The sequence below is a fragment of the Caballeronia sp. LZ024 genome (assembly GCF_031451455.1).
In the GTDB taxonomy this organism is placed as follows: domain Bacteria; phylum Pseudomonadota; class Gammaproteobacteria; order Burkholderiales; family Burkholderiaceae; genus Caballeronia; species Caballeronia telluris.
Genome location: NZ_JARUXL010000004.1, coordinates 599,478 through 613,363, shown reverse-complemented (window position 1 = coordinate 613,363; position 13,886 = coordinate 599,478). Strand labels below are relative to the sequence as shown.

The window sequence follows — 13,886 nt, the reverse complement described above, 5'->3', positions numbered from 1 at the left end:
CGATAGCTCATGGAAGCGCCACCCAAATCCGATTCGCCCGTCGACTCGACCGCTGATTTTCTTGCGACCGTGGAGTTGCTGTCGCCGTTCACGCGCGAGGAGATCGAACGACTCGCGGAGCACGCGCAGTCGCGTTTCTTTGCATTCGGCGAGACCGTGTGCAACGCGGGAGACGTCGCCGACGGGCTCTTCGTGATCAAGGCCGGGTCCGTGCGCGTCTTTACCGAGGAGCACGGCAAGGAAATCAGCATGGGGGTGAAGAAGGAGCGCGAAGTCTTCGCCGACATCGCGATGCTGCGCGAATACCGCCATGAGTCTTCGGTGCGGTCTTCGGGCAAGACCGAACTGCTCTTCATTCCCCGCAGCATCATCGAGCCAATTATTTCGAGGAACGAGGCCGCGCTCGCGTTCGTGACGAGCTATGTCGCGATCAATTCGGCGGGTGGTTTCGTCGCGCGTCTTTTCGATCTGCGCGGCAAGCTGAACAAGCCGGAACTCGAGGAGTGCGTGCGCAGCGTGGGCGTGAAGCGTGTCGGCGCGGGCAAGGAAATCCTGAAGCAGGATTCGCGCGACGACCGGCGCCTGTATGTCGTGCGGCAAGGCGAAGTGCGCATCGTGCGTAACGAGGGCGGCACGGAGCATCTCATCGCGACGCTCGGCCCCGGTGAAATTTTCGGCGAGAAAGCGTGCGTGATGCGCCAGGAGCAGATGGCTTCGGTCGTCGCGAGCGCGGACACGCGTCTGCTCGTGATTCCCGAAAAGACGGTGCACTTCATCCTTGAGCGCAACACGAAGTTGCGGGAAGTGCTGGAGGAGCGCATCCGCTTTACCGAACGGGAATTGCAGCGACAAAAGAAGCTCGCGGAGCGCCGCAAGCTGCCTTCGATGCTCGACCTGCACACGAAACCCGAATTCGGCGAACGCATCATCAAGCGGTTCGCGTGGGTGGAACAGGCAGAGGAGATGGACTGCGGCGCCGCCTGCCTCGCGATGATCTGCAAGCACTACGGCATCTCGATGACACTCGGCAAGCTGCGCGAACTCGCGAACGTCACGACGCAGGGCGCAACGCTCGACAGCCTTGCGCGTGCGGGCGAATCGCTCGGCTTCACGACGCGCGGCGTGCAATGCACGTTTGAATCGCTGCGCGGCTTCGACTTGCCGTTCATCGTGCACTGGGAGGGCTACCACTACATCATCGTGTATGGCGTGTCGAAGGAGTGCGTGTGGGTGGCGGACCCGGCGATCGGCTTCAAGAAGATGACGATCGACGAATTCGAGCGCGGCTGGAGCGGCACGTGCCTGCTCTTCACCGCCACGCAGGAGATGGCGCAGATCTCGGTGTCGCGCTCGCCGTGGATTCGCTTCGTCGGCTACCTGAAGCCGTATCACAAGATCCTGCTGCATCTTTTCCTTGCGACGTTCGTGATCCAGGTGCTCGGCGTGATCCCGCCGCTCATCATCCAGAACATCCTGGACGGCGTGATCGTGCATCAGAACGTCGGTTTGCTGCATGTGCTGATCGCCGGGCTCATCATCTCGAACCTGTTCTCGCAACTGATGTCGACGATACGCGCCTATCTCGCGAACTTCATGGTGCGCAACATGGACTTCGCGATGATGTCGCAGTTCTTCAAGCACACGCTCTCGCTGCCCTTTGGCTTCTTCGCGAAGCGCAAGACCGGCGACATCTTCGCGCGCTTTCAGGAGAATCACACGATCCGCGCGTTCCTGACCGAATCGACGGTCACGACCGTGCTGAACCTGCTGATGATCTTCATCTACTTCACGATCATGTTCCTCTACAACGTGAAGATGACGCTGATCCTCATCGTGTTCGTGATTCCGATCATGGTGCTGACCGCGGTCGCCACGCCGAGGATCAAGCACTACGCCCGCGAGGTCTTCGCCGCCGCCACCGATGCAAAGTCGTTCCTGATGGAAGCGCTCGGCGGTGTCGAGACGGTCAAGGGCATGGGCATCGAGCGGCCCGTGCGGCTGAAGTGGGAGAAGAAGTACGCGAAGTCGCTGGAAGTGCAGTACAAGGCGCAGCGCTTCAATATCGCCGTCGGCCTCGGCAGCCAGTTGCTCAACACGGCGACGACGATCGCGATACTCTGGGTCGGCGCGAACATGGTGCTTGCGCACGAGATGACGATCGGCCAGTTGATCGCGTTCAATGCGTTCATGGGCAGCGTGCTTTCGCCGCTGATGGGACTGATCGGACTATGGAGCCTGCTCAACGATGCGGGCGTCGCGATGGAACGTCTCGGCGACGTGCTCGACATGGAGCCCGAGGAGAAGCCCGGCGATCTGGCATCGCGCGTGATGCTGCCTGACCTGCAGGGCGACATCAGCCTGAACGGCGTGTATTTCAAGTACGGCGAGTCCGATGCGGACTACGTGCTGGAGAACATCAGCTTCGACATCAAGCCGGGCGAACTGGTCGCGATCGTCGGGCGCAGCGGCTCGGGCAAGACGACGCTCGCGAAACTGCTGGTCGGCTTCTATACCGCGACCGAGGGCAAGATGATGGTCGACGGCTACGACATCAACGTGATCGACAAGGGCTATTACCGCGCGCAGATCGGCTACGTGATGCAGAGCAACCTGCTGTTCTCGGGGACGATCGCGGAGAACATTGCGAGCGGCGACGAAGCGCCCGACCGGCGGCGCATCGAGGAAGTCGCGAAGATGGCCGATGCACACGCGTTCATCGCGAAGATGCCGCTCGGCTATGAGCAGATTGTCGGGGAGCGGGGCGTGGGCTTGTCGGGCGGACAGATTCAGCGGCTTTGCATCGCGCGTGCGCTCTATCACGACCCGCGGCTGCTTGTTTTCGATGAAGCGACGTCCGCGCTCGATACGCAATCGGAGAGCAACATCCTCGGCAACATGCAGGAGATACTCAAGGGCCGCACGGCGGTGATCATCGCGCACCGGCTTTCCACGATCATGCGCGCCGACAAGATTCTCGTGCTCTACGAGGGCGGCATCGTCGAGCAGGGCAGGCACGACGAACTCGTCGCGCGCAAGGGCATGTACTATCAACTGGTGCAGAAGCAACTGAGCGCAGCATGAAAATACTCGATCAACCGGAAGACATCACGCCTCAGCCCGGCTCGGCTATCTCGTATGCGGGGCTCATCGAAAAGATCGAGATTCTTCGCTCGACATTGCGATGGTCGTCGAAGCTCGAACGGCCCGAGATCGAAAAGCTGCTGAAGCAGGCGAGTTCCCTGCGCGACGAGGTCATGCAACTGTCGCACAAGGAGCGCTTCGTGCAGGCGGCAACCGCCGAGCCGAAGCGCGTCGATCAGACGCCCGGCGCGCGGCGCCAGGGACTGCTCGAACGCAGCTTCATCTTCGAAGGCACGTTCGGCGACAACCCGAAACTGCTCGAAGCGCTGGAGATCGCGGAGAAGGCGGCGCCCACCGACCTGCCGGTTCTGATCGACGGCGAGAGCGGCACGGGCAAGGAACTGATGGCGAAGGTGATCCACGCGAACGGGTTGCGCGCGGATAAGCCGTATATCTCCGTGAACTGCGGCGCGATTCCGGACAACCTGCTGGAATCGGAGTTGTTCGGGCACAAGAAGGGCGCGTTCACGGGCGCGTCGAACGATCGCAAGGGCAAGTTCGAGAGCGCGCATACGGGCACCATCTTTCTCGACGAGATCGGCGAGTTGCCGTTGTCGGGGCAAGTCAAGCTCCTGCGCGTGCTGGAGGCGCACGAGATCCAGCGCGTGGGATCGGATGAGCCGATCGGCGTGGACACGCGCATCGTCGCGGCGACGAATCGCAACCTGCGCAAGTTTTGCGAGGAAGGGCGCTTTCGCGAAGACCTGTTCTATCGGCTGAGCGTGATCCATCTGACCTTGCCGCCGCTGCGAGAACGCCGCGACGAGATCGCGCTCCTGCTCGCCTATTTCGGCGACGAGGCCGCGGCGACGCTCAAGCGCCGGCCCGTGCGGATGTCGCCGAGATTGCGCGACTTCCTGAAGAACTACGATTACCCGGGCAATATCCGCGAGTTGCGCAATGTGGTTTACCGGATTGCCTGCCTGGCGGCGGACATGGCGGACATCGAGCATTTGCCGCTCGATATCCGGCCGAAGTCGGCGGGGATGGTCGCGATGAACGACGCGCAGGTGAGCGTCGGTATCGGCGGGGCGACGTCGCTCAGCGAAGCGAAGCGCATCGCGAGCGATGAGGCGGAGCGCGCGTTCCTGGAACGCGGGTTGATCGAGGTCGGCGGAACGGTCGCGGAGTTGGCGCGGCGCTTCGAGATGAATCGCTCACATGTGCAGATGCTCTTGAAGAAGCACGGACTTCATTCAAAGGACTTTCGCCAGCGAGACAAGGAGGGCTGAACCGCTGGCCGCTCAACCCATCGAGCGAGCCAGCGCGAGCGCGCCCAGGTTGCCTTCACCGAAGCCGTGGTGCCCGCGCCGCTCGACGATCTCGAAGAACATGTCGCCCGGCGCGCGTTCGAGAAACGTTTGCAGGAACAACTCCGGCGTGCCGTCCTCGCCGATCTCGCCATCGACGAGAATGCCGCGCGAACGCAACTGCGCGACATCGAGCCCATGCCCCGGCAGCCTCGCGTCGAGTTGATCGTAGTAGCGCGCCGGCGGCTCGACGAAGCGCACGCCGCGCGCGATCAATGCGTCGACGGAAGCAAAAATATCCGTTGACGCCAGCGCGATGTGCTGCACGCCTTCGCCTTCGTGATCGGGCAGATACTGCTGCATCAGATCCGTGCGGTACGTGCCTTCTTCGTACACCGGAATCCGGATCGAACCGCACGGCGACACCGTCACCGCCGAATCCTGCGAAACGTGCCAGTCCGGGTGCACCTGATGAATCTCCTCGAAGTGCAGCACTTCGCGATAGAAATCGAGCCATTCCCGGATGCGTCCCGCGCCGACCGTCTGCGTCAGGTGATCCACTTCGAAAAGCCCCGTGCCCGCGCTCGACGCATCGGCGGTTTCGACCGGACGGAAGTCGATATCGTAGATCGACGCCTCGCTGTCGCCGGACGGATGCTTGCCCGGCCAGTGATCGACGAAATAGATGTGTGAGTCGCCGATGCCCTGGATGGCCGGAATCGCCAGTTCGTTCGGGCCGATCTTCTCGCCCTCGAAATCCCACGCGCCGAAGTCGACGGCGCGCTCGTGCGCCGTCTGCGCGTCGAGCACGCGGATGCCGATCGCGCAGATGCCCACGCCATGCGTCTCGGCAAAGCGCGACGCGAACGAGTCGGGCTCGGCGTTGATGAGGAAATTCATGCTGCCCTGCCGGTACAGCGTCACTGCCTTGCTGACGTGCTGCGCGACCGGCACGAAGCCGAGGCGCCCGAAAAGCGCCGCGAGTCCTTCCGGGTCCGGGCTCGAAAACTCGACGAATTCCAGCCCCGCGATGCCGAGCGGGTTGTCGCCGTCGCCTTCGTCGGGGGTCGGGCGGGCGGAAGAATCGGAGTCGAAGTGAGTCATCGGCTTTATCTCTAATGGGTCGGCAAGCATCCAGGCGATGCGCGGTATGGGCGGGCCACGACGTTCGTAACGGCCACGTTACGCAAAGCGGGAAAAGTTGCCCGTAGAGTAGCGGTTGCGCGATCGGGATGTCAAAGCCGGCGAAGTCAGGCTTGCGCGCCGTGCATCAGCCTACGCAAAGACCGTACCGGAAGCCCCGGATAAAGCCTCACGCAGCCAGCCGCCCCACGCCCATCGACGGCCGCTTGGCCTGCGGCGGAAACACGTTCCACGAGCCGTCGTCGTGGCGAAAGAAGATGATCGCGAGCATGCCGGTCGGCCGCAGCGCCTCGACGCAGACATGGCGTCCGAGCGCCGAGCGGCAAAAGCGTACGACGCGGGCCGGCATCGCCGGCGTGGGCGCGAGCCATTTGTCGACGGCCCAGTGCAGCGATTTCTTGTCCGTGTGCATGATCTTCCCCTTGGGTCTTGGCGAGCTGCGCTTCAGGCAGCGTGAGCGCCGGCGAAGAACCGGCTGCGCTTTGCAACGATCAACGCCCGGAAAAGTCCCGCGACCGCATGCATCGCGACGCGCGGGCTGGCGAAGCAGGCTTCCACTTGCTGGCTGCGGTTCACGCCGAACAGGCACCACGCGCAGAAGTGCTCGCAGTTGTTCGTCAGCAGCCGATAGTCGTCTTCGCCGAGGCGGCTTTGCGCACGGCGAACGGCCTCCAGCCCGACAAAGGCGGCAGTCGGGTTGAGGCGAATCGAAACCTGATGGCCGGCGGCGAACTGGTCGAGCGAGATTTCTTCGACCGGACCGCGATGCAGCGACTTGGCGAAGCCCGCGTAATGAATGACGCGGCCGTTGCCGATGTAGATGCCGTGGTGTTCGTAGCCGGAGCGAAGGGTAACGAGCTGGGTGCCGAGCGCCGGTTCCGTGCCGAACGAGAAGGTGGTCGCGGAGACGGCGCCTTGGTGTTCGAACATCGCGGAAGGTTGGTTGACGTACATGGCTCGCTCCGATTGTTTTTTCGTCCGAGTCGCTGAGGTGTCTGTTTTGCGTCTCGTTGCGAAGGTCGCTGCATCAATCGGGCCAGTTATTACAAGTGATTGATTTGAAAGCGAAATAGCTCTTGAGTAGGCGAATCTGCGCCTTCGCCTGTCGCGGCATGACCAACACTTTCGGGCGAGGTTTGTTGGTGCGCGGCACCACTGCCTTCAGCGCGCATTTAAGCCGGGAAAGGGATCGGGGAGTGTTGGCTGTGAGCCGCGCGTGCAACGCCGAGTGTTGGCGTCGCGCCGACGAAAGCAGAACGACGGGCGTTGCACCCTGAACGCGAAAGAACCGGCGAGCCGCGCCGCATCAGGCGCTGACGTGAATGCAGGCGTCGGCGTGAAAACCGGCATGGGGCTTGCAAGATACCGGGCGTTCCATCCTCGACGCACACGCCTGGAGACCGACATGAGCGCCATCACCGTCACCGATCTGCAATACGACCGCGATCTCGACCACCAGGCGATGGCCTCCATCGGCGGCGGTGGCGGCGCGCCCTGGGTCTATGGATGGATCACGCCCTATTCGCCGCAGCGGCAGCAAGGCTTCGGCGGCGTCGTGAACATCTACGACATCACCAACAACTTCAACGCGGACCAGATGATCAACCAGTTCCAGTCGGTCGATGTCCGCAACAGCGGCGACAATTCCAACATCACCGTGAGCCCGAACGCGATCGCCGGCAACGCAAAGACGGTTTAGCGACGAGGCCGCGCGAGCGAGACCTGCTCGATTTGCCACGCGGGGCACGGCGCGCGGGTGCACAATTGAACGGCACCGCGAGTGCCGCCGCGCCGCATCGGATCAACGCAGCATTGATGATCGGAAGATCGCAGAGGGTGTCGTGACCATGACCACTGAGTTTCGATGGACATCGGCCGCTCGCACGGACGCGGGACGCGTGCGGCAGATCAACGAGGATGCCTTGCTCGACGAGCCGGCGCGCGGCCTGTGGGCCGTCGCCGACGGCATGGGCGGCCATGCCGTCGGCGATCTAGCGAGCCGCCTCGTGATCGAAAGCCTCGCGGGCGTCACGGCGCCCGACGGCCTTGCGAGCGTCGTCGCCGATGCGCGCGAGCGCCTCACGCAGGTGAACGGCCAGTTGCGCATGGAAGCGGCGCGGCGGCAAGTGCAGCGCATCGGCAGCACGGTGGTCTTGCTGCTGGCGCGCGAGCGCTGCTGCGGTTATCTGTGGGCCGGCGACAGCCGCATCTATCTATGCCGCGACGGACGCCTGCGTCAGCTCACGCGCGACCACAGTCACGTCGAGGAACTGAAAGCACGCGGCCAGCTCACCGCCGAGGAAGCGCTGCATCATCCGGCGCAGCATCTGATCACGCGCGCGGTCGGCGCGACCGACTCGCTGCAACTGGACGAAGACGCCGTCGACCTGAACGACGGCGACACCTTCCTGCTATGCAGCGACGGTCTCTCCAACGAAGTGAGCGAGCAGGAGATCCTGAGCGAGCTCGCAAGCGGCGATTGCGAGCGGGCGGCCGGCCGGCTCGTCGAACTGGCACTCGCGCGCGGCGGGCGCGACAACATCTCGGCGGTAGTCGTGCATGCGCAGGACCTGTTCGGTTCGGAGAAGACGCAGTTGAATCCGGCGGTGTGAGGCCGCGTCATTCCACCACTACCGTCCCCGTCATCTGCGGATGAATCGAGCAGAAGTAACGGTATGTCCCCGGCTTCGCGAACACGAACGAGAAGCTCTGATCCGTATCCATCGGCGTGGACTTGAACGCGCTCTTGTTCTCGTCGACGATGGTGTGGATCATGTCGTCGCGATTCACCCAGGTCACCTTCGTGCCGGCCGCCACGCGCAGGGTCTGCGGGCTGAACGCGAAGTTGTCGATGTGGATCGTCGCGTCGTTGGCATCGGCGGATCGCGCGAGCGGGCTTGCGGCCATCGCGGCGAGTGCGAAGAGGGACAGGGCGGCGTGTCTGCGTGACTCGTTCATGATCAGGCTCCGAGGGTCGTATCGACGATGGCAAGTTCGCCGCGTTGCGCGACGTAGTTCACGGAGCGCAGTCCGAGCATCGAGCGCAGACGCTCGGCGGGCACCTTCATTGGCCCGGGACCGGCGGCCGCGCCCGGCGCGGGTTGCGGGAACGCCGTCGAGAGCGCCGAGTAGAAGCTCATCGTGCCTTCCACCTTCTGCGCGACCTGATGGACGTGGCCGTTCAGCACCGTCACCGAGCCGAAGCGCTTCATCAGCGCGAGCGCGCGGGCGCTGTCGTCGGTGCCCCAGCCCCATTGCGGATACAGCGACCACAACGGAATGTGCGCGAACACGACGATCGGCGTGCTGCTCGAACGGCCTTCGAGATCGCGCCTGAGCCAGTCGAGCTGCGCGTCGCCGAGAAAGCCGAGGCCGCCGCCCTTCAGGTCGATCACGTTGACGAGCCCGATGAAATGCACGCCGCCCTGGTCGAAGCTGTACCACTTCGTGGCGCCGTTGCTCTTCGCGAAGCGCTCGAAGTAGGGCGCGCCTTCGTCGACCAGCACGTCGTGCTCGCCGGGCACGTAATGCACGTCGAGCCCGGCGCCGTCGATGATCTGCGCGGCCGTATCGAACTCGGCGGGCTTCGAGAGATGCGTGATGTCGCCGGTGTGGATCATGAACGCGGGACGCTCTCGCATCGCGCGCACTTTCGCGACGGCGTCGGCGAGCGTGCTCGCGGGCTCCATGTTCGGATCCTTCGCGAAGCCGATGTGGCTGTCGCTGATCTGGATGAAGCTGAACGCGCGGCTGTCGGTCTCTGCGGCCTCGGCGCTGTTGAAGAGGCGCGAGCCGGGCACGCCGCCGGAAAGCGTCCAGACGACCCCGGCGCCCGCCCACGCCATGCATGAGAGCGCCGTTCGGCGGCGCTGGCCGTGTGCGCTCAATTCGTCGTCGGTGAAATTGGTCGGATCGGTGGAAGCGGTCATTGCGGTCTCCTCGAAAAGGCGGCGGCGTCATCGCGATTCGCCGGGCCGGTTGCGTGAACGAACGAGCCGCTGTCGGTCGGGGCCCGCGCGGCATTCGTCCATCGAACCCGCGGCGCCGCGCGCTTATTCCATCTATATTTTTTGCATCAGCGGGAGAAAGCGGGAATAAACCGCGCGCGGCGTCAGTCTTTGGAAGCGGAGACGGCGCGGCGGCAACATGCGGCGTCATACGAAAGGAGAGCCGCACGATGTGGCATCAGAGATCCGCCAAAAAGGACGCCCGCGATGCGCCGACGCGCTTCGAGGCGACGTTGCTCCCGCATCTGGACGCGGCGTACAACCTCGCGCGCTGGCTGACGGGCAGTCCGAGCGACGCCGACGATGTCGTGCAGGAAGCGTTTCTGCGCGCGTTCCGCTTCTTCGATAGCTTCGAAGGCGAAGAGGCCGGCAACGCGCGGGCGTGGCTGCTGCGCATCGTGCGCAATACGTGGTTCACGGAATGGCGGCGCCGGCTGCACAAGGCGGACAGCACGTCCTACGACGACGACCTGCAGGGCGACGATCCGCTGCCCGGCTGGATCGACGAGTCGGGCAACGATCCGGAGACGCTCGCCGTGCGCCGCGACGACGTGCACCTGATCCACCGCGCGCTGGAAGCGTTGCCGGTCGCATACCGCGAAGTGCTCGTGCTGCGCGAACTGGAGGACCTGAGTTATCGCGATGTCGCATCGGTGATCGGCGTGCCGGTCGGCACGGTGATGTCGCGGCTCGCGCGTGGCCGGCCGTTGCTTGCGGCCGCGGTGCGCGCCGCGCAAGGCGGTGCCGGCGAGCGGCCGGGCGTGCGGCTCGTGCGCAGGCCATCGGTGGGATCAGCCGACGCAGGGGAGTCGAGCAATGGACAATGACAACGAAATCGTTTCGCTGGGCGCGCGGCTGCGCGACGGCTCGCTGAATCAGCGCGCACCGGATCATCTGCGCGCGCAGATTGTGGCGCGTGTGCGCGCGGAAGCGGCGCCCGCGCGGCGGGCGCGTGCGGACAAGCGTGCGCGCTGGAACTGGCCCGCCTGGGCAACGTGGTCCGGTCCGTTCGTCGGCGGGACGCTGGCCGGCAGCGCACTGTGCGCGCTCGCGTTCACCGCGTTTCTGAGCTTGCAGCGCCCCGCGCCGTCCGACGGCATCGCGCAGGAGGTCGTGTCGAGCCACGTGCGCGCGCTGATCTCGGACCGCACGATGGACGTGCTGTCGAGCGACAAGCACACCGTCAAGCCGTGGTTCAACGGACGCATCGACTATGTGCCGCCGGTCGTCGATCCGCGCGAGCCGGGCTTCGCGCTCGTCGGCGGGCGGCTCGACTATGTGGGGCATCGGCCGGTCGCGGTGCTGGTGTATCGCTACCTGAAGCATCCGATCGACGTCTACGTGTTTCCCGACGGCAGCCATGCCGCGAACGCGCCGGCTGGCAAACCGTCGACGGCCGTCACGCAGTCCGACGATGGCTATGCGCTCGCGAACTGGCGTCGCGACGGCATGAGCTACTGGGCGGTCAGCGACGCGTCGAGTTCGGTCCTTCGCCAGTTCGCGCAGGCGCTCCAGACGGACGAGAGCCGCTGATGGAAAACACGGTTCAAGCAGCGGGCGCAAACGTTTCGCCATCGGCATAGCGATTGCTGACATGGCGAGGCCGCAGCGCAAACGGATGGCGTCGCGGCACGCACGCATCGTGATGGTGCGCGCGGGCAGCGAATCATCCGTCTGACCGACTCCCTGGAGCGCCGTATGGACGACATGTCGAAGGAAGAAGCAATCCGCAGGAAAGCGTATGAACTTTGGGAAGCGGCGGGCAACCCGGAAGGGCGGGCCGACGAGTTCTGGGAAGAGGCGCGCGCGAATCTCGGCGGCGACGATGTCGAACCGGTTTCGGAAGACCAGAGCGACACCGGCCCGGCTGGCGAAGCGATGACAAAAACCTGAACACACAAGAACAACGCGCGGGTCGAACGACAAGAGCGCTTCGCTCACTTTAATCAGACACAACAAAGCGGCGGGTTTTTCGCCAAACCCGCCGCTTTTTCATGTGCGCCAGCGCTCATGCGTTCGGGTATCTCCGAATATTGTCTGATCCTTACAATTTCTACACTCGATCACCGATCGGTTATGCACAAACGTTCGGAAAGAAAAGCGCCAGCCGGCACGCCACATCGGGGCATCCCGTCTGACAAAAACGATTCATGCGATGGAGACACATCATGGGTATCAAACTGAAGCTCATCGCGGGTGCGCTCGCATTCGGCGCATTCGCCACGGCTTACGCGGCGGACCCGATCAAGATCGGCGTCGACGGCCCGTTCACCGGCGGCTCGTCGTCGATGGGCGTGAGCATGCGTGACGGCGTGCGCCTCGCGACCGCCGAAATCAACAAGTCGGGCGGCGTGCTCGGCCGGCAGATCGTGCTCGTCGAACGCGACGACGAAGCGAAGAACGAACGCGGCGTGCAGATCGCCCAGGAGCTGATCAACAAGGAGAAGGTCGTTGCGGTGGTCGGCTATATCAACACCGGTGTCGCGCTCGCGTCGCAACGCTTCTTCCAGGAAGCGAAGGTGCCGGTCTTCAACAACGTCGCGACGGGCACGATCATCACGCGCCAGTTCGACGACCAGCCCGACAACTACGTCTTTCGCAACGCAGCGCCTGACCGCATCCAGGCGCCGATGATCGTCGAGGAAGCGATCACGAAGCGCGGCTTCAAGAAGGTCGCGATTCTCGCCGACTCCACGAACTACGGCCAGCTCGGCCGCGAAGATCTGGAGAAGGCGCTGTCGGCGAAGGGCGTGAAGCCGGTGGCCGTCGAGAAGTTCAACATCAAGGACGTCGACATGACGGCCCAGTTGCTGAAGGCGAAGGAAGCGGGCGCTGAAGCCGTGCTGACCTACGGCATCGGACCGGAACTCGCGCAGATCGCGAACGGCATGGCGAAGCTCGGCTGGAAGGTGCCGCTCGTCGGTAGCTGGACGCTTTCGATGGCGAACTACATCGACAACGCCGGCGCGAACGGCGAAGGCGCGCGCATGCCGCAGACCTTCATCCAGGAAGCGAACACGGCGAAACGCAAGACGTTCATCGACGCGTACCTGAAGGAATTCAAGCCGAAGAACGATCGCATCGATTCGCCGGTGTCGGCGGCGCAGGGATACGACTCCATCTACCTGCTCGCCGCGGCCATCACGCAGGCCGGTTCGACGGAAGGTCCGAAGGTGCGCGCCGCGCTCGAAAGCCTCAACACGAAAGTGGAAGGCGTCGTGATGGTCTACGACAAGCCGTTCACGCACGGCGATCACGACGCGATCAGCCCGAACGTGCCGGTGGTCGGCGAAGTGAAGGGCGGCCGCGTGGTCTACGCCTACGACGCCGACAAGAAGGGCGGCAGCACGCTTCGCACGAAGCAGACGACTGCCTCTAACTAAGACGTTGGTCGTGTGCGCGGGAGCCGCTTTCGCCTGATGGCGAAGGCGGCTTTTCCTTGTGGTTCCCTTCGACGGCCCGACGATGTCCATTCTTCTCCAGCTTGTCTATAGCGGCATCGCGCTCGGCATGATCTATGCCGTCATCGCGTTCGGCTATCAACTTACGTTTGCCACGTCCGGCACGCTGAACTTCGGGCAAGGCGATGCGCTGATGCTCGGCGCGCTCGTCGGCCTGACGCTCGTTTCCATCGGCGTGAACTACTGGCTGATGATTCCGCTCGTGTGTCTCTTCGGCCTGGCGCAAGGCGCGTTCGTCGAACGCATCGGCGTGCGGCCGGCGATCAAGATCAAGTCCGAATTCGGCTGGATCATGTCGACGATCGCGCTTGGCATCATCTTCAAGAACGTCGCGGAAAACGTGTGGGGCCGCGACGACCTGCGCTTTCCGTCGCCGTTGCCCGAAGCGCCGATCAAGGTGTTCGGCGCCAACGTGCTGCCGATGGAACTGCTCGTGGTGGGCGGCGCGCTCGTGATGATGCTCGCGGTCGAGTTCTTCAATCGCGAGACCATTTTCGGCAAGGCCGTGGTCGCGACCGCCAACGATCGCGATGCCGCTTCGCTCATGGGCATCAATACCGGACTCGTCATCACGTTCTCGTATGCGCTGTCGTCGCTCACGGCTGCATTTGCGGGCGTGCTGATCGCGCCGCTCACGCTGACCGGCGCGACGATGGGCGCGGTGCTCGGCCTCAAGGCGTTCGCGGTGGCGATCATCGGCGGGCTGTCGAGCGGCATGGGGATCATCGTGGGCGGGATGATTCTCGGCATCGCCGAGACGACGACCGGCTTCTATATATCGACCGGCTACAAGGACGTGCCGGGACTCGTGCTCCTGCTGATCGTGCTGGCGATGAAGCCGGCGGGTCTCTTCGGCAAGACCGCCATCAAGAAAGTCTGAGGCT

Annotated in this window: 14 protein-coding genes; 9 read left to right on the top strand and 5 right to left on the bottom strand. The window is 63.9% G+C overall.

The window, feature by feature from the left end; translation table 11 throughout:
- Window positions 1–9: 9 nt before the first annotated feature.
- Window positions 10–3,081 carry a peptidase domain-containing ABC transporter gene (locus QCE48_RS24965; RefSeq protein WP_309782967.1) on the top strand — a complete coding sequence of 1,024 codons (3,072 nt, stop codon included), beginning with the start codon at window positions 10–12 and terminating at the stop codon, window positions 3,079–3,081.
- A complete protein-coding gene (locus tag QCE48_RS24960; protein ID WP_309782966.1) occupies window positions 3,078–4,373 on the top strand; it encodes a sigma 54-interacting transcriptional regulator in 1,296 nt (431 codons plus the stop codon). The genes QCE48_RS24965 and QCE48_RS24960 overlap by 4 nt, the downstream gene beginning before the upstream one ends.
- Window positions 4,374–4,385: 12 nt before the next feature.
- Here the strand turns inward: QCE48_RS24960 and QCE48_RS24955 are convergent, their stop codons facing one another.
- The 3 genes from QCE48_RS24955 to QCE48_RS24945 form a co-directional block, all read right to left on the bottom strand.
- Window positions 4,386–5,495: a VOC family protein gene (locus QCE48_RS24955; RefSeq protein ID WP_309782965.1), complete on the bottom strand. Its 1,110-nt coding sequence runs from the start codon at window positions 5,493–5,495 to the stop codon at window positions 4,386–4,388.
- A 208-nt stretch (window positions 5,496–5,703) separates the two neighbouring features.
- Window positions 5,704–5,946, bottom strand: coding sequence for a hypothetical protein (locus QCE48_RS24950; protein ID WP_309782964.1), 243 nt, complete (start codon window positions 5,944–5,946; stop codon window positions 5,704–5,706).
- 32 nt (window positions 5,947–5,978) lie between these two features.
- A complete protein-coding gene (locus tag QCE48_RS24945; protein ID WP_309783777.1) occupies window positions 5,979–6,464 on the bottom strand; it encodes a lecithin retinol acyltransferase family protein in 486 nt (161 codons plus the stop codon).
- 475 nt (window positions 6,465–6,939) lie between these two features.
- Here QCE48_RS24945 and QCE48_RS24940 point away from each other — a divergent pair, with 475 nt between their 5' ends.
- Window positions 6,940–7,233: a hypothetical protein gene (locus tag QCE48_RS24940; protein ID WP_309782963.1), complete on the top strand. Its 294-nt coding sequence runs from the start codon at window positions 6,940–6,942 to the stop codon at window positions 7,231–7,233.
- Window positions 7,234–7,375: 142 nt separating this feature from the next.
- A complete protein-coding gene (locus QCE48_RS24935; RefSeq protein ID WP_309782962.1) occupies window positions 7,376–8,146 on the top strand; it encodes a protein phosphatase 2C domain-containing protein in 771 nt (256 codons plus the stop codon).
- Between the two features lie 7 nt (window positions 8,147–8,153).
- On the opposite strand, the gene QCE48_RS24930 is transcribed toward QCE48_RS24935, so the two are convergent.
- Together QCE48_RS24930 and QCE48_RS24925 are read right to left on the bottom strand one after the other, a co-directional pair.
- Window positions 8,154–8,492 carry a cupredoxin family copper-binding protein gene (locus tag QCE48_RS24930; RefSeq protein WP_309782961.1) on the bottom strand — a complete coding sequence of 113 codons (339 nt, stop codon included), beginning with the start codon at window positions 8,490–8,492 and terminating at the stop codon, window positions 8,154–8,156.
- Between the two features lie 2 nt (window positions 8,493–8,494).
- Window positions 8,495–9,463, bottom strand: a complete 969-nt coding sequence (locus QCE48_RS24925; protein ID WP_309782960.1) for a metallophosphoesterase — start codon at window positions 9,461–9,463, stop codon at window positions 8,495–8,497.
- A 248-nt stretch (window positions 9,464–9,711) separates the two neighbouring features.
- Between QCE48_RS24925 and QCE48_RS24920 the strand changes: the two genes are divergently transcribed.
- The 5 genes from QCE48_RS24920 to QCE48_RS24900 all read left to right on the top strand — a co-directional run bounded on the left by QCE48_RS24920 (window position 9,712) and on the right by QCE48_RS24900 (window position 13,882).
- Entirely contained in the window at window positions 9,712–10,368 is a 657-nt protein-coding gene (locus QCE48_RS24920) for an RNA polymerase sigma factor (protein ID WP_309782958.1), read from the top strand.
- Window positions 10,358–11,074 (top strand): anti-sigma factor, encoded by a 717-nt coding sequence (locus QCE48_RS24915; protein ID WP_309782957.1) that lies wholly within the window; start codon window positions 10,358–10,360, stop codon window positions 11,072–11,074. Before QCE48_RS24920 ends, QCE48_RS24915 begins: the two co-directional genes overlap by 11 nt.
- A gap of 165 nt (window positions 11,075–11,239) precedes the next feature.
- Window positions 11,240–11,434: a DUF2934 domain-containing protein gene (locus QCE48_RS24910; RefSeq protein ID WP_309782955.1), complete on the top strand. Its 195-nt coding sequence runs from the start codon at window positions 11,240–11,242 to the stop codon at window positions 11,432–11,434.
- A 275-nt stretch (window positions 11,435–11,709) separates the two neighbouring features.
- Complete coding sequence (locus QCE48_RS24905; protein WP_309782954.1) at window positions 11,710–12,924, top strand: ABC transporter substrate-binding protein; 1,215 nt, start codon at window positions 11,710–11,712, stop codon at window positions 12,922–12,924.
- A gap of 82 nt (window positions 12,925–13,006) precedes the next feature.
- Window positions 13,007–13,882, top strand: a complete 876-nt coding sequence (locus QCE48_RS24900) for a branched-chain amino acid ABC transporter permease (RefSeq protein ID WP_309782952.1) — start codon at window positions 13,007–13,009, stop codon at window positions 13,880–13,882.
- Window positions 13,883–13,886: the final 4 nt, after the last annotated feature.